This window comes from Venenivibrio stagnispumantis (genome assembly GCF_900182795.1).
Lineage (GTDB): Bacteria > Aquificota > Aquificia > Aquificales > Hydrogenothermaceae > Venenivibrio > Venenivibrio stagnispumantis.
Window position 1 is genome coordinate 24,513 of record NZ_FXTX01000015.1, and the last position, 17,273, is coordinate 41,785.

Consider the following 17,273-nt stretch of genomic DNA (forward strand, 5'->3'; position numbering starts at 1 on the left):
TTTGCTTATTAAAAATAACTTTTACAATTATTTGCTTTAATAAAATCTTGCAATTGGCTTTACATTAACAATATAATTATTAATTAATAACTTTTAAATGTCAAGTTTTTGTAAGGAGATTTTTGTATGATAAAAGAGAATGTTTTAAAAATATTTGAAAAAGTAAAAATATCTGCTGAAAAATCCGGAAGAAAATTTGAAGATATTATAATTTTAGCAGCATCTAAAACTCAGCCAATAGAAAAGATATTAAAGGCTTATGAAGCTGGTATAAGATATTTTGGAGAAAATAAAGTTCAAGAAGGAATATCTAAAATAGAAGCTTTAAAAGATATAAAAGATATTCATTGGCATTTGATAGGTGGACTTCAAACAAATAAAGCAAAATATGCAGTTAAATATTTTGAGATGATTCATTCTGTTGATAGAAAAGAGTTATCAGATGAGCTTGATAAAAGGGCAAAAAAAGAAAATAAAATTATGCCGGTTTTAATAGAAGTAAATGTTGGAGAAGAAGAAACAAAATATGGCGTTAAACCAAAAGATTTATTTAATCTTTATGAATACTGTTTAACAAAAGAAAATCTTGATATTCAAGGTCTGATGTGTATTCCTCCTTATTCTGAAAATCCGGAAGATTCAAGAAAATATTTTATTATGTTAAGACAGTTAAAAGAAGAGTTAGAAAATAAATTTAATAAAAAACTAAAACATCTTTCAATGGGAATGTCCCATGATTTTGAAGTTGCAATAGAAGAAGGTGCTACTATTGTTAGAATAGGTACTGCTATATTCGGAAAGAGAAATTATTAGCCCCCACCATTTTGGGTGAGGGCTTTTTTTATATTACTCTTTTAAAGCTTCGTAAACGTATCCTACAAGTTCTTCAGAAGGTTTTAATGTTTTCTTTCCTGGTTCCCATTTAGCAGGGCAAGCTTCATCAGGGTGAGACATTAAGTATGCATTGGCTTTCATTTTTCTAACAAGCTCATCAGCATTTCTTCCTACATTGTAGAAATTAACTTCTGAAGAAACAAGTTTTCCTTCAGGATTAATTATAAATGTTCCTCTTAATGCAAGTCCTGTGTTGCAGTCATAAACTCCAAACATTCTTGAAATTTTTCCTGTTGGGTCTGCACCCATTGGATAGTTTACATTTTCAAGAAGTTTTTCATCTCTTTGCCATGCAAGATGGACAAATTTGGTATCAGTAGATACAGATATAACCTCTGCTCCGAGGTTTTTAAGTTCTTCGTATTTTTCTGCCAAATCAGCTAATTCTGTTGGACATACAAATGTGAAGTCTGCCGGATAGAAGAATAAAATTGTCCATTTTCCTTCTTTTTTAGCATCTGCTAATGAAAACTTTCCAAATTTTCCTGTTGATGGGTCGTAAGTTTCCATTTCAAAATCAGGAACTTGCTGACCAACTAAGATTACTTTTTCTTCCATTTTTACTACCTCCTTGATAGATTTATTTTAAATATTATTATTTAATTGGCTTTTTACAGAAATACCAATCAATGCATTCATATCCTTCTTGGAGTCTTTTTAATGCATCTTCATAAGTTGCTGGAGGAGGCACTATTACCTTAGTATTTTCTTCGGTAAATTCCCAAGTTTGTGGCTCAGGTACCCAGTTTGCAGGAGTTGCAACCCCATGCTTGTCAGTTGTTTGTAATGCATCAACTAATCTTAAAATTTCACGCATATTTCTTCCATTGCTTAAAGGATAATAAATTATAGCTCTAATTTTTCCTTCAGGGTCAATGATAAAAACTGCTCTAACTGTAGCAGTAGAGCTTGCATTAGGATGAAGCATTCCGTATAATTTTGCAACTTTTCCATCTGCATCTGCAACAATTGGGAAAGAAATATCTACTCCCGTTTTTTCTTTTAAATTCATTACCCAAGCAATATGTGAAAAATTGCTATCAATACTTAGTCCAAGAAGTTGAACATTTCTTTTGTCAAATTCATCTTTTAATTTTGCAAAGGCAAGAAACTCTGTGCTGCAAACCGGAGTAAAATCAGCAGGATGAGAGAAAAACACTATCCATTTACCTTTAAAATCATCAGGAAAAGAAATAGGCCCGAAAGTGGTCATTGCTTGAAAAGATGGAGCTTGGTCTCCAATTCTTGGTAAACTTTGAAGCTCTTTTACTTCTTCCATTTTTACTACCTCCTTAATAAATTTATTTACAACTTAATAATAACGATTCTTAATATTAATAAAAATGATTTTTATCATATAATGTAATATTAAATAGTGAAAAAAATTTTTCAAGCATAAATTATTAAAAAGGAGATTTTTATGGTTGAAGGATTATATATTCATATTCCTTTTTGTAGTATAAAATGCCCGTATTGTGATTTTACATCTATAACAATATTAGATGAAGATATACATAAAAGATATATTGATAGATTGTTTGAAGAGTTAAACCTTTACAAAGATTTAGACTGGAATTTAAAGACGGTTTATTTTGGTGGTGGGACCCCTTCTGTTTTAAATCCAAAATATATAGTAAAGCTGATTGAATTTGTAAAAAATAATCATAAAAATATAGAAGAGATAACAATTGAAGTAAATCCAAAAACTTATAAATATGAAGAGTTTAAAATATTAAAAGATATTGGTGTCAATAGGGTAAGCATAGGCAACCAATCATTTCTACAAAAAAATCTGAAAATACTTGGGAGAAATCATTCTCCGGAAGATACATATAAAACCATAGAATCGGCATTAAAAGCCGGAATAAATAATATCAATCTTGATTTGATTTATGGAATTTCTTCCCAAACAATAAAAGATTTAGAGGAAGATTTAAAAATATACACATCTTTGCCTATTTTACATATATCTGCTTATATGCTTACGGTTTATGAAGGAACAGCTCTTGCAAATCTTGTAAATGAAAACAAATATAATGAAATTTCCGAAGATTTAGCTACTAAAATGTTCTATATAATTGATGAATATTTAGAGAATAAAGGATTTTTAAGATATGAATTGTCAAACTGGGCAAAAGAAGGGGCTGAGTCTAAGCATAATCTTTTATATTGGCAAAGAAAAGAGTATATAGGAATAGGTGTTTCTGCTTGGTCGTTTGTCGGAAATAGAAGATTTGGAAATACAAAAAATTTAAATGAATATATTGAAGGAAAAGGAATAGGAAAATATGAAGAAATTTTAGATGAAGAAAAGATAAAAGAAGAAGAAATTTTTCTTGGTTTTAGGCTTAAAGAAGGTGTTAGCTTGGATATTTTAAAAGATAAAATGGAGATACTAAAAGATTTAGAAAAAGAGAATTTACTTTATATAAAAAATAATAGGGCTATTTTGACAAGAAAGGGTCTAATGGTTATAAATTATATTGTTTCAAAATTAATCTGAAAGCTCTTTGCTTCGTTTGGTAGCATTTTCTACTGCTTTTATAACAGCATTTCTAAATCCTTCTTCTTCAAGGGTAGCTATTCCGTAAATTGTTGTCCCTGCCGGAGATGTGACTTTATCCCTTGCTACCATCGGATGAAGCCCTGTTTCTTTTAATAATTTTGCCGAACCTATAACTGTCTGTATAGCCATTTGTAAAGCTTCTTCATAAGATAATCCCATTTTTACACCACCCTGTGCAAGGGCATCAATAAATATATAAACATAAGCAGGACCACTTCCGGCAAGTCCGGTAATTATATCCATATAATTTTCATCTTTTATAAATACTTCTCCCATTATGGAAAATAGCTCTGTAATAAATAATTTTTTATCATCTTTAATAATATCATCAAAGGATATTCCTATGGTTCCTTCTCCTATTAATGCCGGTGTATTTGGCATAATTCTAACAACTGGTATATTTTTTGCTAAAATCTCTTTAATTTTTGCTATTTTTACTCCGGCTAATATAGATATAATAACTTTATCTTCATTAAATAAATCTTTTAAAGGTTGTAGGGTTTCTTTTAAATCTTTTGGTTTTACTGCTAATATTATATATTCAGAAAGTTTTACAACTTTTTTACTATCTGATGCACCGGCTATGTTGTATTTATCTACTATAGAATCTAACTTTTCTTTATTTATATCATAGGCTATTATTTGGGTGCTTTTTATATCTGTTTTTTCAATTATACCTTTAATAAGTGCTTCTCCCATATTTCCGGTGCCTATTATCCCTACTCTAAACATATCTTCTCCTTTTATTTATAAGGTTTATCTCTTTTCCATTAGCAAGTTTTATTATATCTAAAACTTTATTTATTTTATAATCTTGTAAAATATCAATTATTCTTTTAAATATCTCATAAGTGGCATAAGCATCTGATAATGCTCTGTGTCTTTGTTGAAAAGATAAATTAAAATGGTATGCTAAATTTGATAAAGATTTGCTTTGAAGTTCCGGAAATATTCTCCTTGCAAGTTTTAATGTGCAGATTGTAGGATTTTGTATATTTTTTCCATATAATCTGTTATTTACAAGATTTAGAAAAGATAAATCAAAAGAAGCATTGTGGGCTACGATAATTGAATCTCCTATAAAATCCATATATTTATCAAAAATTTCTTCTATTTTTGGTTTATCTATTACCATAGCAGTTGTTATGCCTGTTAGCTGGGTTATATGTGGTGGTATGATTTGTATATCGGGTTTTACAAGTGAAGAAAATTTGGAAGTTATAACTCCACCTTCTACCTTTATTGCGGCAACTTCTATTATCTCTCCGGTAGTTGGTTTTAATCCGGTTGTCTCTATATCTATAACTGCAAAACTAACTTCATCAATAGATAGATTATACACTATGCTTTCCTTTATTTTTTAAGAGTTAAAAATAGTATATATCCGGTGAATAAATTTATCAATGCTTTGTAAAGGCTGTTTAAAAACCTGCTAATACTTGATATATAAATAGTTGCTTAAAGGCTTTTAAGAAAAAATTATAGTTTCAATAATGTCAAATATTCCAACAAATTTCTTATTGCAAAAAGTTATAAAATTATATATCATATATTTTTAATATTTTCTTTGAGAGGTGAGTGATGTCTTTTCAATTTACAGAAGAACAGATTAAAAGATACAGTAGACATATAATTCTACCGGAAGTTGGTGGAGTAGGACAACAAAAATTATTAAATGCTAAGGTTTTAGTTATAGGAGCCGGTGGGCTTGGCTCTCCTTCATTATATTATCTTGCTGCTGCCGGTGTAGGAACTATCGGAATAGTTGATTTTGATGTCGTTGATTATTCTAACTTACAAAGACAGATTTTACATAACACTTCAAGGGTTGGTGTTCCAAAAGTAGAATCTGCAAAAATGACTATTGAAGCATTAAATCCGGATGTTAAAGTTATAACCTACAACCAAAAAATAGATAAATCAAATGTTTTAGATATAATAAAAGATTATGATATTGTTTTAGATGGTTCTGATAATTTCCCTACAAGATTTTTAATTAATGATGCATGCTTTATGCTCGGAAAACCTCTTGTATCTGCAGCAATACTTAGATTTGAAGGGCAGTTAACAACATTTGATTACAGAAATAAAGAAAATTCACCTTGTTATAGATGTTTATTTCCTGAACCGCCACCACCGGGACTTGTCCCAAGCTGTCAAGAAGCCGGATTACTCGGTGTAGTAGGTGGTATAATGGGAACATTACAGGCAAATGAAGCTTTAAAACTTATTCTTGATATAGGAGAGCCACTTGTTGGTAAATTGCTCGTTTTTGATGCACTTACTACAGAATTTAGAACCGTAAAATTAAGAAAAGATAAAAAATGTAATCTCTGTGGAGAAAATCCAACAATTAAAGAGCTTATAGAATACGAACAATCCTGTGAGGTGCATTTCTAATGGAAATAACAAGAGAACTTGATTTAAAAGGAGAAGTTTGTCCATTTACATTTGTAAAAAGTAAATTAATTTTAGAACAGATGAATAAAGGAGAAATATTAAAAATAATCCTTGATTATAAACCATCTGTTGATAATGTGCCAAAAAGTATGAAAGAAGAAGGACAGGAAGTTATAGCTGTAAATCAGTTAGATAACAATCTTTGGGAAGTTATAGTGAGAAAAGTAAAATGAAATTATTGATATTAATGTCAAGTAATCCTTACTCTGCGGATTTTAATACATTGATAAAATTATCAAATACAGCGTTGGAGAAAAATCATAAATTATCAATATTTTTTATGTCAAATGGAGAATGGTGCTTATTAAGAGATGAAATTAAACAATTGGCAGAGAAAGGAGCCAAAATATATTATTGTGCCCATAATGCAGAGCAAAGAAAGATAAAAGTTGAAAGCTGGGCAGAAAGTAGCAGTATGTATGGATTATCTAAGCTGATAGCAGAAGCAGATAAAGTTATATCTTTAACATAAGGAAGAAAAATGGCAAAGAAAAATGTAGTTTCTATCATAAAATCATCAGCATTTAGCTGGAAAACATTTGAAGCTTTAAGACAAGCTGTCGGAATGGCTATGGACCATAAGGTAACTGTTATCTTTATAAAAGATGCTGTTTATCTTTTTACAGAAAATAATCTTCCAATGATTGGAATTCCTTCTTCAGATAAATCCATAGAAGCCCTTGGCATGCTTGAAGCAAAAATAGTAGTGGAAGAAGAATCTGTAAGAGAAAGAGGAATTATATTAAAACAACTTCCTACAAAAATTTTCATTGAGCCAAAAGAAAAGATTTCGGAAATTATATCCAATGCAGAGGTTGTAATTACATGGTAAATACAGTATGGATAGTGAGAAAACCGGCAGATTTTCCGGCAGCAGATTTAATAAATGAAAATGATATTATTATTCTTATTCAAGATGGGATTTTAAGACAGCCATCTACATACAAATGGTATGCCTGCAAAGAAGATGTAATAGCAAGAGGAATAAAAATCCCCAAAGATAAACTAATAGATTACTCGGATATTATTGATATTATAGAAAAAGCAAACAAAGTAGTTGTATGGTAAAGATAGGTATTTCCCACGGGGATTTAGCCGGTATATCTTCAGAAATTTTAGTTAAATCTGTAAAAAAATTACCAAAAGCTATATATATAATTTACGGTTCATCAAAAGCTATCCAAAAAGCCCAAACTCTTTTAAATGAAAAGTTTGATTTAATTCAGATAAATAAACCGGAAGAAGCAAAAAAAGAAGGATTTTATATAATAGACCTTTTTGATGAAGATATCCAGTTTGGAAAACCATCTGTTAAATCCGGTAAAGCTTCTGTTTTATTTTTACAAAATGCAGTAAGAGATATTTTAGATAAAAAGCTGAATGCATTGGTAACTATGCCTATATCAAAAGAATGGATAATGAAAGCAGGATTTAAATATGCCGGTCATACAGATTATTTAGCAGATGTATCAAATATAAAAGAATATGCAATGATTTTATTTTGTAATAAATTAAAGGTAGGATTGATAACAACCCATATTCCTCTTAAAGATGTTCCAAAAAACATATCAAAAGAAAAAATTATATCAAAAATAAGATTGATAAATGAAGAATTAAAACAGAAATTTTGTATAAAAAATCCAAAAATTGCAGTTCTTGGACTTAATCCTCATGCTTCCGATAACTCAAATATAGGAGATGAAGAAGAAAAAATTATAATACCGGCTATAAATCAGTTAAAAAATGAAGGAATAAATCTGATAGGTCCTTTATCTCCGGATACTGCATTTATAAATAGAAAAGATTTTGATATATATATTGCGATGTATCATGACCAGGGATTAATACCTTTGAAAATGCTTTGTTTTAGAAAAGCTGTAAATATGACCTTTGGACTTCCATTTATAAGAACATCTCCTGACCACGGCACCGGATATGATATTGCAGGAAAAGGCATAGCAGATGAATCTTCTTTTTTATATGCTGTAAAAATTGCAAAAAGATTAATAAATAAGAGCTGTTAAGAAATAATCAAGAATTAATATTGTAACAGAAGCAACAACAACGGCAGTAGTTGTAGCTCTGCCAACTCCTTCAGCCCCACCCTTTGCATGATAACCAAAATAAGAAGCAATTAATACTAATATAACACCAAAAACCGAAGCTTTAAAAAGCCCTCCATAAATATCTTTTAGCTCTGTAAGAGTTACCATTTTTTGCCAGAAAAGATACGGATTTATATGATATAGATAAACACCTACAACATATCCTCCTATAATACCGGCAATTATAGATAATACGGTCAATGCCGGAACCATTATTAAAGCTGCGATAATACGGGGTGCTACAAGATACCCAAGTGGATTTACTGCCATAACTTCAAGAGCATCTATCTGCTCCGTTATTCTCATTGTCCCGATATTTGCTGCTATAGCAGAGCCAGACCTTGCAGTTACAAGCAAAGCTACAAGAACTGGAGATAACTCTCTTGTTAAAGATAAGGAAACAAGAGCACCAATCAAAAATTCTGCATTAAATTTATGAAATGTAGGATATGTTTCAACAACAAGAACACCACCGGTAAAAAATCCGGTTAAAATAATAAGTAAAGCAGCGTTTACACCAATATCTTCCATATTTTTAAAGATATATTTCAGCTTCGGCGGCTTTTTTAAGATAGAAAGCAATGTATTGAAAAAGAATAATGTTATATTACCTACATGATATATAAAATTTATAAAGCCATTAAGTATCAACGTTATCTTCCCCTAAATATTCTAATTCTTCCTCTTCTTCAACGAATGTATCTATATTATCATAATTTTGAGCTAAATTTTCAAATTTTGTAATCTCTTTTACAAATGCAAGATTAATTGTTCCGGTTGGTCCGTTTCTTTGTTTTGCTATTATAATTTCTGCTATGCCTTCTTCTTGAGGAGCCGGATTTTTTTTGTAATATTCAGGTCTATGGATAAATATTACTGTATCTGCATCTTGCTCAATACTACCACTTTCTCTCAAATCTGCAAGTTGTGGTCTTTTATCTGCCCTCATTTCTGCCTGTCTTGATAACTGTGCTAATGCAATTATTGGAATATTTAGCTCTTTTGCAAGAGCTTTTAAACCCCTTGATATTTCTGCTACTTCCTGTTGTCTATTTTCTCTTTTTCCATCTGTTGTAAGAAGTTGAAGATAATCTATAACTAAAACTTCTATCTCTTTTTCTTTTTTTAATTTTCTTGCTTTTGCTTTTAAATCAAGCATTTTTAAAGATGCTGTATCATCTATATATAAAGGAGCTTTCATCATTTTTATTGCACTATCTGCTATCAATCCCAGTTCATCTGAATTTAAAAATCCACTTCTTATTTTTTTTAGTGGTATTCTGGTATCTTCACATAATAATCTCATTGCTATCTGTTCCTTTGACATCTCTAAGGAGAAAAAGGCAGAAGGTCTATTTTCTATCATAGATATATGATATAGTATAGATAAGGCAAAACTGGTTTTACCCATTCCAGGTCTTGCTGCAACAATTACCAAATCTCCTTTATGAAATCCTGTTGTTAATCTATCAAGGTCATAAAATCCGGTAGGTAAACCGGTAACAACATGTTCTTTTTTTGCAAGCTCATTTATAATGTTTAATGTTTCTTTTAAAACTTCCCCAATAGAATAATAACTGCTTATTTGTCTTGTCTCTGCAATTTTAAATATGGCAGACTCTACTTCTTCAAGAAGGATATTTATATTTTTTGTTGTTTTTGCTTTTTGTATAATCTCATTTGCAGTTAATACAAGTTCCCTGATAAGTGCTTTCTCTTTCAGGGAATTTGCCATAGATAAGGCTGTAGATGGCGGTGTAGCATCGGCTATTATAAGATTTATATAGCTTTTACCACCTACTTTTTCTAAGACTGAATGTTTATCAAGATAATCTACAAATAGATTTGGGTCTAATACTTCCGCTTCATCATTATATTTTATAAGATATTCATAGATGATTTTATGTCTTGGATTAAAAAAATCTTGTGGTTTTAGGATATTAAGTATGCTATCAAAAATTGATTCTTCTAAGAATATTGAACCAAGTAAAGCCCTCTCCATCTCATCGTCGTGAGGGAGAGGGAGATTGTCTAAGGATTCCATTTTAAGATAATTTTGGTTTTACATGTAACTTAATAGAAGAGCTTACCTGTGGATGTAATTTAATATTTATTGTAAATGTTCCTATATCTTTTATTGGACTTCTGAGCATTATTTTCTTTCTATCTATTTCTATTCCTTTTTCTTTTAATGCATTTGCAATATCAGAAGTCGTTACAGAACCAAATAATTTTCCTGTTGTTCCAACTTCTTTTTCAAGTTCTATCTCAACACCTTCTAATTTTTTAGCAAGTTCCAATGCTTTTTGTTTTTCCCTTTCAAGTTTTCTTGCTTTTTGGTTTAATATATCCTGAATATGTTTTATATTTTCTTCTGTTGCTTCGTAAGCAAGTCCTCTTGGAATAAGATAATTTCTTGCAAATCCTCTTTTTACTTCTATAATATCACCTATTGTTCCCCAACCTTCTACATCCTTAGCTAAAATAACCTTCATTCTGTCTTACCTCCTGATTACATTATTACATACGGAAGAAGTGCTAACTGTCTTGCTCTCTTTATAGCAACAGTTAATTTTCTTTGGTGTCTTGCACAGGTTCCGGATATTCTTCTTGGAATTATTTTACCTCTTTCTGAGATAAACTCTTTTAATGTTTCTACATCTTTATAATCCGGTTCTTTCTTCTCAGCACAGAATTTGCAATATTTTTTTCTTTTTTGAACAAAAAATTTTTGCTGTTGTTGATTTGCCAATTTCATTACCTCCTTTTTAAATTAAAGTGGAACATCATCATCAGAAGAAAAATCTTCTATTGGTTCTTCTACGGATTCTTCCATACTGGAAGATTCTTCTTTTTTAGCCACCTTAGAAAGAATAGATATTCTGTCGGCTACTATTTTGATTCTTGACCTTTTTTCTCCGGCAGAATTTTCCCATTTATCTTGCCTTAAAGAACCCTCTATCAGTATCTGGGTACCTTTTTCAAGTTGTCTTCCAACCCTTTCAGCAAGTGCTCCGAATGTCTCAATATCAAAAAAATAGCTATCTTCTTTCCAGTTTCCATCTCTATCTTTATATCTTCTATTATTTGCAATTGTAAATGAAGTAATCTGCATTCCGGAAGGAAGAAATCTTATATCAGGCTCCCTTGTTAATCTACCGATAATAAAAACTTTATTAAGCATAATTACTCACCTTCCGTAACATTGGCCGGTTCTTTTACATGAATTTTACTATTTAAAAATCTAATTACAGATTCATCAATTCTTAAGTTATACTCAACTTTTGCCGGAAGTGATGAATTTTCTGTTTTGTAATTGAGAATGAAATAATAACCGGAATTGAACTTTTGGATAGGATAGGCAAGCTCTCTTCTTCCCCATTTTGTTTCTTTATAAATTTCTCCGCCGTTTTGAGTAATGAGATTTTTAACGGCTTCCACTTTTGAAGAGATTTCCTCTTCAGAAAGAGTTGGCTTTAAAACAAATACAAGCTCATAATGTCTCATACAGATACCTCCTTTTGGCTTTTTTATAATAGCCTCTTGGATATTACCAAGAAGCAAGGATTAAACTATATTCCTATTGCAAAAATTTAAAGATTTTTCTATACCATATTTTAACACATTTAATATACATTCTGTTGAATGGGCTATCACCTTTTCAATTAATAATTTTTCATCCTTAGAAAAAGGTGATAAAACATAATCAGCAACTTCTTCTTTTCTTTCCGGTCTTCCTATTCCTATTCTTAATCTTGGAAATTCTTCAGTTTTTATATAATTAATAATAGATTGTATTCCTTTATGTCCACCGCTGGAGCCTTTTGTTCTCAGTTTTACAACTCCCGGTGCCAAATCTAAATCATCATAAACTACAAGAATTTCATTATTTTTAATATTATAATCTTCCATTATATTTTTTACAGCTATTCCGCTGTTATTCATATATGTTTGAGGTTTTGCTATAATTAAATCATAATCTTCACATTCATAAATATGTGAAAATGCCCTTTCTTTATATTTTTTATTACATTTTAAAGCTGATGCAACAGCATCAGCCACCATAAATCCTATGTTATGCCTTGTATTTTTATATTTTTCTCCTGGATTACCCAGTCCTATCAAAGCTTTTATCATTTATTATGCAGCTGTTTCTTCTTCTGCTACTTCTTCTACTTCAGGTTCAGATATAACAACAACAACTTCATCTGCAGGTGTTAATATTTTTACACCTTCTGGTACAGGTATATCTCTTACGTGTAAAACATCCCCAACATCAAGATTAGATATATCAACTTCTATTTTTTCAGGTATATTTCTTGGAACAGTTCTAACCATTATTGTATGTAAATGATGCTCTAATAATCCACCTTTTTCTAAACCTACAGGTCTTCCGATTAAATCTATTGGAACTTCAACATCAAGCTCAACACCCATAGAAACTTCATATAAATCTACATGTATAGGTTCATCTCCAAGATAGTTATATTGGATATCTTTTAAAACACATATTTTGGGTTCTTGCTCACCTTCTATAACTAAATTAATAAGGAAGTTTCCGTGAGGTCTTGATAATAATAATTTTTTTGGAATATAAACATGGATATTTTCATGTCCTTTTCCATAAACTTCTGTTGGAAGATAACCTTTTTTTCTAAATTCTTTTACTTCACTTTTTTTACCTATTGTTCTTGGAATAGCTTTCCACTCTATTGTCTGAATCATCTTTCACACAACCTCCTACAATTTTAGAAACAATAATTATATCATAAAAATAGAGAACTTACTGAACTTTCTATATTTATTCTTTTTATCGCTTCTCCGAGTAAATCTGCTATTGATAATACGGTTAATTTTTCAAACTCTTTTCCTTCTGTAGGAATAGTGTTTGTTACTATTACTTCTTCTATCTCTGAATTTTTTAATCTTTCTACTGCCGGTCCTGATAATATCGGATGGGTGCAGGCTGCTATTACAGATTTTGCTCCTTTTGATTTAAGCATCTGGGCAGCAGCCACTATTGTTCCTGCTGTATCTATAATATCATCTATTATTATTGCATTTTTCCCTTCTATATTTCCTATAACATCTAAGGTTTCTACAACATTAGGAGCAGGTCTTTTTTTATAAACAATACCTATTCCACAGCCGAGTCTATTTGCAAGCATTCTTGCCCTTTCAACACCACCTGCATCAGGAGATACTATAACTAAATCTTCTATATTTTTAGCTTTTATATACTCATAAATTACCGGTAATGCATAAATATTATCAACAGGACAATCAAAAAAACCTTGTATTTGGGCAGAATGTAAATCAACCGTTAAAACCCTATTTGCACCGGCTTTTTGAATTATATCTGCCAATAATTTTGCACTTATAGGAACTCTCGGTTTATCTTTTCTATCCTGTCTTGCATAAGCAAAGTAAGGAATTACGGCTGTTATTCTATGGGTAGAAGAACGTTTTAATGCATCTAATAAAAGTAATAATTCCATTATATTATCATTTACCGGAGAAGTTAATGATTGAATTACAAATACATCTGCTCCTCTTACATTTTCATTTATCTGAACTCTTACTTCTCCATCACTAAATCTTGTAACTAAGGTATCAACTAAAGGCACTTGAAGATATTCTGCAATTTCCTTAGAAAGAGATGGATTTGCATTTCCGCTGATAATTTTAAGATGTTTAGCCACTTGAGAAACCTCCGGATTAAGAAAAAAGTTTTGATATTAGCTGGGGAGGGAGGACTCGAACCTCCGACACTCGGTTCCAAAGACCGATGTTCTGCCAGCTGAACTACTCCCCAGTGTTAGAGAGCTTTGTTTTTATTAATTTCCAATTTTTTAATTTACAAATTGTTTCAACCTTTTCAGAAGGCTGTCCTATTGCCACAACAGCACTTCCAGAGCCAGTTACAAAAGCTTTATATCCTAAATAATTTAATGTATTCTTAACTTCTTTTATCTGAGGATAAAGCTCCTCAGCTATATCTCCCAGCTTATTCTGGATATTATCAATTAATTTATCAAAATCCCTTAACAGATTAAATATTATATCCAGCTCTTCATATTTTGTCAAGTCTCTGTCGGTTACTCTGCTATAGATTTCTTTGGTAGAAACATTTATATTTGGGTAGATGATAAATATATCTCTATCAAAAGAAATATCTAAATAATTTACTTTTTCACCTTTTCCTTCTACTACTGCAAAACCACCTTTTAAAAAGAAAACGGTATCAGAACCAATCTTGGATAATATCTCTATCATTTTTTCTTCAGATAAAGGATAAGAATACTCTTTATTTAAAAATTTAAGTATTGTAGCAGCATTGGAACTACCACCACCAAGACCTGCTCCTACCGGTATATTTTTTTCAATATAAATATCATAATTAACTTCTATATCTGTGTAATCTTCAAACAATTTAATAGTTTTATATACAATATTGTCTTCCTGTTTTATAAAAGGATTGCTACTGCTAACTTTTAATACAGCAGATGGTTTTATATAAATCCTATCATATAAATCTATTGTATGCATAAGAGTAAATATATTGTGATACCCATCAATCCTTTTATTTATGACCCATAAACCCAAATTTATTTTTGCCGGAGATTTTAAAATTTTTTCCATATTATATATTATAAACCATATACCTATCTTTTCCTGCTCTTTTAGCCTGATATAAAGCTATGTCAGCTTTATCTATATCTTGCCATGGATTTTCATAATTTTCTAATTTTGCAATACCTATACTTGCTGTAATTTTTAGATTTGGAATAGAAGAAATATTTATTTCCCTTATTTTATTTAAAATTTTTTCTGCTACAATTTTTGCTTTTTCTATATCAATATATGGAAGTAAAATAAGAATTTCTTCACCACCATATCTAAATATATAATCCGACTCTCTTAATATGGATTTTATAGCTTTTGCAACCTCTTTTAAAACTATATCACCTACAAGATGTCCGTAAGTATCATTAATTTTTTTAAAATCATCTATATCAAGCATTAAGATAGAGTAATCTATTGCATATCTTTGGGCTTTTTTTATTTCTTTTTCTAATATAATATTAAGAAATGTTCTATTTAGTATTTCTGTAAGGCTGTCTAACATCATCATTTTTGTAGATATATCAGATATTATTTTATCTATTGTATTGATAAGCTGTAGAGAATCCAGTTTTAAATCTTTTATTGCAAGATAAAAATCAATACTATCTGTGTTGTTCTTTATATCTATCAAAGCATTTATTTTATTATGAAAATCATTATGCATCTCTTCTATTAAATTAAAATTTTCACCTAAGATATTCTTTTCTTCCAAATAAAGCCATTTCCCAAATGAACATTCTTCCGGATTTATCTTTTTAATGTACCCTTTTTCTATTAAATCCCTTATAACAGAAGATGTAAATTTTATATGTTCATCTCTTGCTTCCTTTAAGGAATTTATTATTGATGTTTTTGAGTACTCTGAAAATTTAAGTTTAGACATTTCATCTTTTATCATAAAATCTATATAATGTTTCATTAAAACAAGAAAATAAAAATCTAATTTTTTTAAAAATAAATGATTTTCATCTTTAAAAATAGAATATAGCTCGTATTTTATATCTTTATATAAATTTGCTATAAAAATATCCGGTATTTTTTCATAAAAAAATCTTCCACCGGTTAAATGAACAAATCTTGTAGATGCAGGAGTTATAGGATTTACCATTATTTTTATAAATAAATTTTTTATATTTTCTTTCAGATTTTCTTTTATTTTAACTTTGTTAGCATACTTTTCTAATATTTTATCTATTATCTTTTCCAAATGCTTTATTTTTTCTTCATCTACTTTAAAATGATTTATCCGGTCTATTTCCTCATCTGAAAAATAATTTTTTAGTAGTGCCTCAATTAATATTTTGCCTCTCATGATTTTTTACCTCAAAGTAACTGAAAATATTATTTTATCATAAATTTTAGTTTATAATATTTTTTATGGATATTGTAGATTTTATCATTCTTTCAAAGATTAAAGGCATTGGAAATATAAGGGCAAGAGAGATTATTCAAAAATATGAAAATATAACTTATTTATTTGAAAGCTCTTATAACGAGATAGTAGATAAATTTGGTAAAGTAGTAGCAGATAATATTATAAATTCTGATTTTAAGTTGTTGAAAGAAGAGGCTGAAAAAGAGGTTGGAAAAGCAGATAAGAATAAAATAAATATTATTCCTATTACCGATGATAGATATCCGAGAAATTTAAAAGAGATACCGGATGCTCCTTTATATATATATCATAAAGGCATATTGCCTATTCCGGAAAATGCAGTAGCAGTAGTAGGAACAAGAAAATATTCCCAATATGGCAAATTTGTGGCAGAACATTTTTGTAAATATCTTGCAGAAAATGGTATCAATATAGTTTCAGGAATGGCTACCGGTATAGATACGATAGCCCATAAAGTTTGTATTGAAAATGGAGGTTTTACTACTGCAGTTCTCGGTAATGGTTTAGATATTATATTTCCTCCGGAAAATAGAAATCTCTTTTTTAAAATTATTGAAAATGGAGCAGTTATATCCGAATTTCCACTTGGAACAAAACCAACTAAATATACATTTCCTCAAAGAAATAGATTAATTGCAGGTTTATCTATGGCTGTTTTTGTAGTAGAAGCTCCTTCTAAATCAGGGAGTTTAATAACTGCTGGATATGCAAATGATTATGGAAGAGTAGTTTTAACAGTTCCGGCTAATATTAATAATCCTTCATCTGTTGGAAATAATGAGCTTATTAAAGAAGGTGCTTCTATATTATTATCTCCGAAGGATTTCAAAGAGCATATACCATTTTTATTTTCCGGTTATAAGAATATTGATTTTACCGATTTATCAGATAAAGAGAAAAAGATTTTAGATATTATAAAAAATCCTATGCATATTGAAGAGATAGTCCAAAAGGCAGAAATTCCTTATGAAGAAGTTATGCAGATTTTATTTATGCTAACACTAAAAGGTATTCTTTCTGAGGAAAATGGCTTTTATCAAAGAAATATTCTTTAAATTAGTAATTACTAACTTTGTGATTTAATAAAATTAAAAACCTTTATAGGTGATAAGAATGGAAGTAATTATCTTATACCAAAACCATTATAAAATTACCCCAATAAAGCATTTTTAATATAAGGGAAAAATGTAAGATTTTTTAACTTTTCCATAGAAAATGTGTTCAA

24 protein-coding genes and 1 tRNA gene are annotated in these 17,273 nt (G+C 29.8%); 9 read left to right on the forward strand and 16 right to left on the reverse strand.

Annotation, left to right across the window (positions count from 1 at the left end; all coding sequences use genetic code 11):
- The first annotated feature begins 126 nt into the window (after window positions 1-126).
- Entirely contained in the window at window positions 127-813 is a 687-nt protein-coding gene (locus QOR43_RS06295) for a YggS family pyridoxal phosphate-dependent enzyme (protein WP_265134573.1), read from the forward strand.
- A 33-nt stretch (window positions 814-846) separates the two neighbouring features.
- On the opposite strand, the gene QOR43_RS06300 is transcribed toward QOR43_RS06295, so the two are convergent.
- Entirely contained in the window at window positions 847-1,452 is a 606-nt protein-coding gene (locus QOR43_RS06300) for a peroxiredoxin (protein ID WP_265134574.1), read from the reverse strand.
- Between the two features lie 37 nt (window positions 1,453-1,489).
- The gene (locus tag QOR43_RS06305) at window positions 1,490-2,173 is read right to left on the reverse strand and encodes a peroxiredoxin (RefSeq protein ID WP_265134575.1); all 684 of its coding nucleotides are present in this window, start codon (window positions 2,171-2,173) and stop codon (window positions 1,490-1,492) included.
- Between the two features lie 141 nt (window positions 2,174-2,314).
- Between QOR43_RS06305 and hemW the strand changes: the two genes are divergently transcribed.
- The gene (gene hemW / locus QOR43_RS06310; protein ID WP_265134577.1) at window positions 2,315-3,397 is read left to right on the forward strand and encodes a radical SAM family heme chaperone HemW; all 1,083 of its coding nucleotides are present in this window, start codon (window positions 2,315-2,317) and stop codon (window positions 3,395-3,397) included.
- On the opposite strand, the gene proC is transcribed toward hemW, so the two are convergent.
- Complete coding sequence (proC, locus tag QOR43_RS06315; protein WP_265134578.1) at window positions 3,389-4,192, reverse strand: pyrroline-5-carboxylate reductase; 804 nt, start codon at window positions 4,190-4,192, stop codon at window positions 3,389-3,391. The two genes, hemW and proC, sit on opposite strands and share 9 nt — an antisense overlap.
- Complete coding sequence (locus QOR43_RS06320; protein ID WP_265134579.1) at window positions 4,185-4,802, reverse strand: 3'-5' exonuclease; 618 nt, start codon at window positions 4,800-4,802, stop codon at window positions 4,185-4,187. Before QOR43_RS06320 ends, proC begins: the two co-directional genes overlap by 8 nt.
- A gap of 239 nt (window positions 4,803-5,041) precedes the next feature.
- On the opposite strand from QOR43_RS06320, the gene moeB reads away from it, so the two are divergent.
- Genes moeB through pdxA form a run of 6 tightly spaced genes read left to right on the forward strand, consistent with a single transcriptional unit; the run spans window position 5,042 to window position 7,944 of the window.
- Window positions 5,042-5,860, forward strand: coding sequence for a molybdopterin-synthase adenylyltransferase MoeB (gene moeB, locus QOR43_RS06325; RefSeq protein WP_265134580.1), 819 nt, complete (start codon window positions 5,042-5,044; stop codon window positions 5,858-5,860).
- Complete coding sequence (locus QOR43_RS06330; RefSeq protein WP_265134581.1) at window positions 5,860-6,093, forward strand: sulfurtransferase TusA family protein; 234 nt, start codon at window positions 5,860-5,862, stop codon at window positions 6,091-6,093. The genes moeB and QOR43_RS06330 overlap by 1 nt, the downstream gene beginning before the upstream one ends.
- On the forward strand, window positions 6,090-6,392 hold the full coding sequence (locus tag QOR43_RS06335) for a DsrE family protein (RefSeq protein ID WP_265134582.1): 303 nt from the start codon (window positions 6,090-6,092) through the stop codon (window positions 6,390-6,392). The genes QOR43_RS06330 and QOR43_RS06335 overlap by 4 nt, the downstream gene beginning before the upstream one ends.
- 9 nt (window positions 6,393-6,401) lie before the next feature.
- The gene (locus QOR43_RS06340; RefSeq protein ID WP_265134583.1) at window positions 6,402-6,752 is read left to right on the forward strand and encodes a DsrE family protein; all 351 of its coding nucleotides are present in this window, start codon (window positions 6,402-6,404) and stop codon (window positions 6,750-6,752) included.
- Window positions 6,746-6,988 carry a DsrH/TusB family sulfur relay protein gene (locus QOR43_RS06345; RefSeq protein WP_265134584.1) on the forward strand — a complete coding sequence of 81 codons (243 nt, stop codon included), beginning with the start codon at window positions 6,746-6,748 and terminating at the stop codon, window positions 6,986-6,988. Before QOR43_RS06340 ends, QOR43_RS06345 begins: the two co-directional genes overlap by 7 nt.
- Window positions 6,982-7,944, forward strand: coding sequence for a 4-hydroxythreonine-4-phosphate dehydrogenase PdxA (gene pdxA, locus QOR43_RS06350; RefSeq protein ID WP_265134585.1), 963 nt, complete (start codon window positions 6,982-6,984; stop codon window positions 7,942-7,944). The genes QOR43_RS06345 and pdxA overlap by 7 nt, the downstream gene beginning before the upstream one ends.
- On the opposite strand, the gene QOR43_RS06355 is transcribed toward pdxA, so the two are convergent.
- The 12 genes from QOR43_RS06355 to QOR43_RS06410 all read right to left on the reverse strand — a co-directional run bounded on the left by QOR43_RS06355 (window position 7,924) and on the right by QOR43_RS06410 (window position 15,964).
- Entirely contained in the window at window positions 7,924-8,676 is a 753-nt protein-coding gene (locus QOR43_RS06355) for an MlaE family ABC transporter permease (protein ID WP_265134586.1), read from the reverse strand. The two genes, pdxA and QOR43_RS06355, sit on opposite strands and share 21 nt — an antisense overlap.
- The gene (dnaB, locus tag QOR43_RS06360) at window positions 8,666-10,069 is read right to left on the reverse strand and encodes a replicative DNA helicase (RefSeq protein ID WP_265134587.1); all 1,404 of its coding nucleotides are present in this window, start codon (window positions 10,067-10,069) and stop codon (window positions 8,666-8,668) included. The genes QOR43_RS06355 and dnaB overlap by 11 nt, the downstream gene beginning before the upstream one ends.
- Before the next feature lies 1 nt (window position 10,070).
- Window positions 10,071-10,520, reverse strand: a complete 450-nt coding sequence (rplI, locus tag QOR43_RS06365) for a 50S ribosomal protein L9 (protein WP_265134588.1) — start codon at window positions 10,518-10,520, stop codon at window positions 10,071-10,073.
- A 17-nt stretch (window positions 10,521-10,537) separates the two neighbouring features.
- On the reverse strand, window positions 10,538-10,777 hold the full coding sequence (rpsR, locus tag QOR43_RS06370; RefSeq protein ID WP_265134589.1) for a 30S ribosomal protein S18: 240 nt from the start codon (window positions 10,775-10,777) through the stop codon (window positions 10,538-10,540).
- Between the two features lie 21 nt (window positions 10,778-10,798).
- Window positions 10,799-11,209 carry a single-stranded DNA-binding protein gene (locus tag QOR43_RS06375; protein WP_265134590.1) on the reverse strand — a complete coding sequence of 137 codons (411 nt, stop codon included), beginning with the start codon at window positions 11,207-11,209 and terminating at the stop codon, window positions 10,799-10,801.
- 2 nt (window positions 11,210-11,211) lie between these two features.
- Window positions 11,212-11,532 carry a 30S ribosomal protein S6 gene (gene rpsF, locus QOR43_RS06380; protein WP_265134591.1) on the reverse strand — a complete coding sequence of 107 codons (321 nt, stop codon included), beginning with the start codon at window positions 11,530-11,532 and terminating at the stop codon, window positions 11,212-11,214.
- A 60-nt stretch (window positions 11,533-11,592) separates the two neighbouring features.
- Window positions 11,593-12,162, reverse strand: a complete 570-nt coding sequence (pth, locus tag QOR43_RS06385; RefSeq protein WP_265134592.1) for an aminoacyl-tRNA hydrolase — start codon at window positions 12,160-12,162, stop codon at window positions 11,593-11,595.
- A gap of 3 nt (window positions 12,163-12,165) precedes the next feature.
- Entirely contained in the window at window positions 12,166-12,750 is a 585-nt protein-coding gene (locus tag QOR43_RS06390) for a 50S ribosomal protein L25/general stress protein Ctc (RefSeq protein WP_265134593.1), read from the reverse strand.
- 41 nt (window positions 12,751-12,791) lie between these two features.
- Window positions 12,792-13,727 (reverse strand): ribose-phosphate diphosphokinase, encoded by a 936-nt coding sequence (locus tag QOR43_RS06395; RefSeq protein ID WP_265134594.1) that lies wholly within the window; start codon window positions 13,725-13,727, stop codon window positions 12,792-12,794.
- Between the two features lie 40 nt (window positions 13,728-13,767).
- Window positions 13,768-13,840 (reverse strand) — tRNA-Gln (locus QOR43_RS06400).
- Window positions 13,831-14,667, reverse strand: a complete 837-nt coding sequence (locus QOR43_RS06405) for a 4-(cytidine 5'-diphospho)-2-C-methyl-D-erythritol kinase (RefSeq protein WP_265134595.1) — start codon at window positions 14,665-14,667, stop codon at window positions 13,831-13,833. Before QOR43_RS06405 ends, QOR43_RS06400 begins: the two co-directional genes overlap by 10 nt.
- 1 nt (window position 14,668) lies before the next feature.
- The gene (locus QOR43_RS06410; protein ID WP_265134596.1) at window positions 14,669-15,964 is read right to left on the reverse strand and encodes a sensor domain-containing diguanylate cyclase; all 1,296 of its coding nucleotides are present in this window, start codon (window positions 15,962-15,964) and stop codon (window positions 14,669-14,671) included.
- 65 nt (window positions 15,965-16,029) lie between these two features.
- Here QOR43_RS06410 and dprA point away from each other — a divergent pair, with 65 nt between their 5' ends.
- Entirely contained in the window at window positions 16,030-17,103 is a 1,074-nt protein-coding gene (gene dprA, locus QOR43_RS06415) for a DNA-processing protein DprA (RefSeq protein ID WP_265134597.1), read from the forward strand.
- The last annotated feature ends 170 nt before the right edge of the window (window positions 17,104-17,273 follow it).

Excerpts from the sequence above, each read along its gene's own strand:
- QOR43_RS06405 (WP_265134595.1), bottom strand. The coding sequence starts at position 14,667 with ATGGAAAAAATTTTAAAATCTCCGGCAAAAATAAATTTGGGTTTATGG.
- QOR43_RS06340 (WP_265134583.1), top strand. The coding sequence starts at position 6,402 with ATGGCAAAGAAAAATGTAGTTTCTATCATAAAATCATCAGCATTTAGC.
- QOR43_RS06375 (WP_265134590.1), bottom strand. The coding sequence starts at position 11,209 with ATGCTTAATAAAGTTTTTATTATCGGTAGATTAACAAGGGAGCCTGAT.
- QOR43_RS06305 (WP_265134575.1), bottom strand. The coding sequence starts at position 2,173 with ATGGAAGAAGTAAAAGAGCTTCAAAGTTTACCAAGAATTGGAGACCAA.
- QOR43_RS06335 (WP_265134582.1), top strand. The coding sequence starts at position 6,090 with ATGAAATTATTGATATTAATGTCAAGTAATCCTTACTCTGCGGATTTT.
- proC (WP_265134578.1), bottom strand. The coding sequence starts at position 4,192 with ATGTTTAGAGTAGGGATAATAGGCACCGGAAATATGGGAGAAGCACTT.
- hemW (WP_265134577.1), top strand. The coding sequence starts at position 2,315 with ATGGTTGAAGGATTATATATTCATATTCCTTTTTGTAGTATAAAATGC.
- QOR43_RS06390 (WP_265134593.1), bottom strand. The coding sequence starts at position 12,750 with ATGATTCAGACAATAGAGTGGAAAGCTATTCCAAGAACAATAGGTAAA.
- QOR43_RS06295 (WP_265134573.1), top strand. The coding sequence starts at position 127 with ATGATAAAAGAGAATGTTTTAAAAATATTTGAAAAAGTAAAAATATCT.
- QOR43_RS06300 (WP_265134574.1), bottom strand. The coding sequence starts at position 1,452 with ATGGAAGAAAAAGTAATCTTAGTTGGTCAGCAAGTTCCTGATTTTGAA.
- QOR43_RS06330 (WP_265134581.1), top strand. The coding sequence starts at position 5,860 with ATGGAAATAACAAGAGAACTTGATTTAAAAGGAGAAGTTTGTCCATTT.
- moeB (WP_265134580.1), top strand. The coding sequence starts at position 5,042 with ATGTCTTTTCAATTTACAGAAGAACAGATTAAAAGATACAGTAGACAT.
- QOR43_RS06345 (WP_265134584.1), top strand. The coding sequence starts at position 6,746 with ATGGTAAATACAGTATGGATAGTGAGAAAACCGGCAGATTTTCCGGCA.
- dprA (WP_265134597.1), top strand. The coding sequence starts at position 16,030 with ATGGATATTGTAGATTTTATCATTCTTTCAAAGATTAAAGGCATTGGA.
- rplI (WP_265134588.1), bottom strand. The coding sequence starts at position 10,520 with ATGAAGGTTATTTTAGCTAAGGATGTAGAAGGTTGGGGAACAATAGGT.
- pdxA (WP_265134585.1), top strand. The coding sequence starts at position 6,982 with ATGGTAAAGATAGGTATTTCCCACGGGGATTTAGCCGGTATATCTTCA.
- rpsF (WP_265134591.1), bottom strand. The coding sequence starts at position 11,532 with ATGAGACATTATGAGCTTGTATTTGTTTTAAAGCCAACTCTTTCTGAA.
- QOR43_RS06410 (WP_265134596.1), bottom strand. The coding sequence starts at position 15,964 with ATGAGAGGCAAAATATTAATTGAGGCACTACTAAAAAATTATTTTTCA.
- pth (WP_265134592.1), bottom strand. The coding sequence starts at position 12,162 with ATGATAAAAGCTTTGATAGGACTGGGTAATCCAGGAGAAAAATATAAA.
- dnaB (WP_265134587.1), bottom strand. The coding sequence starts at position 10,069 with ATGGAATCCTTAGACAATCTCCCTCTCCCTCACGACGATGAGATGGAG.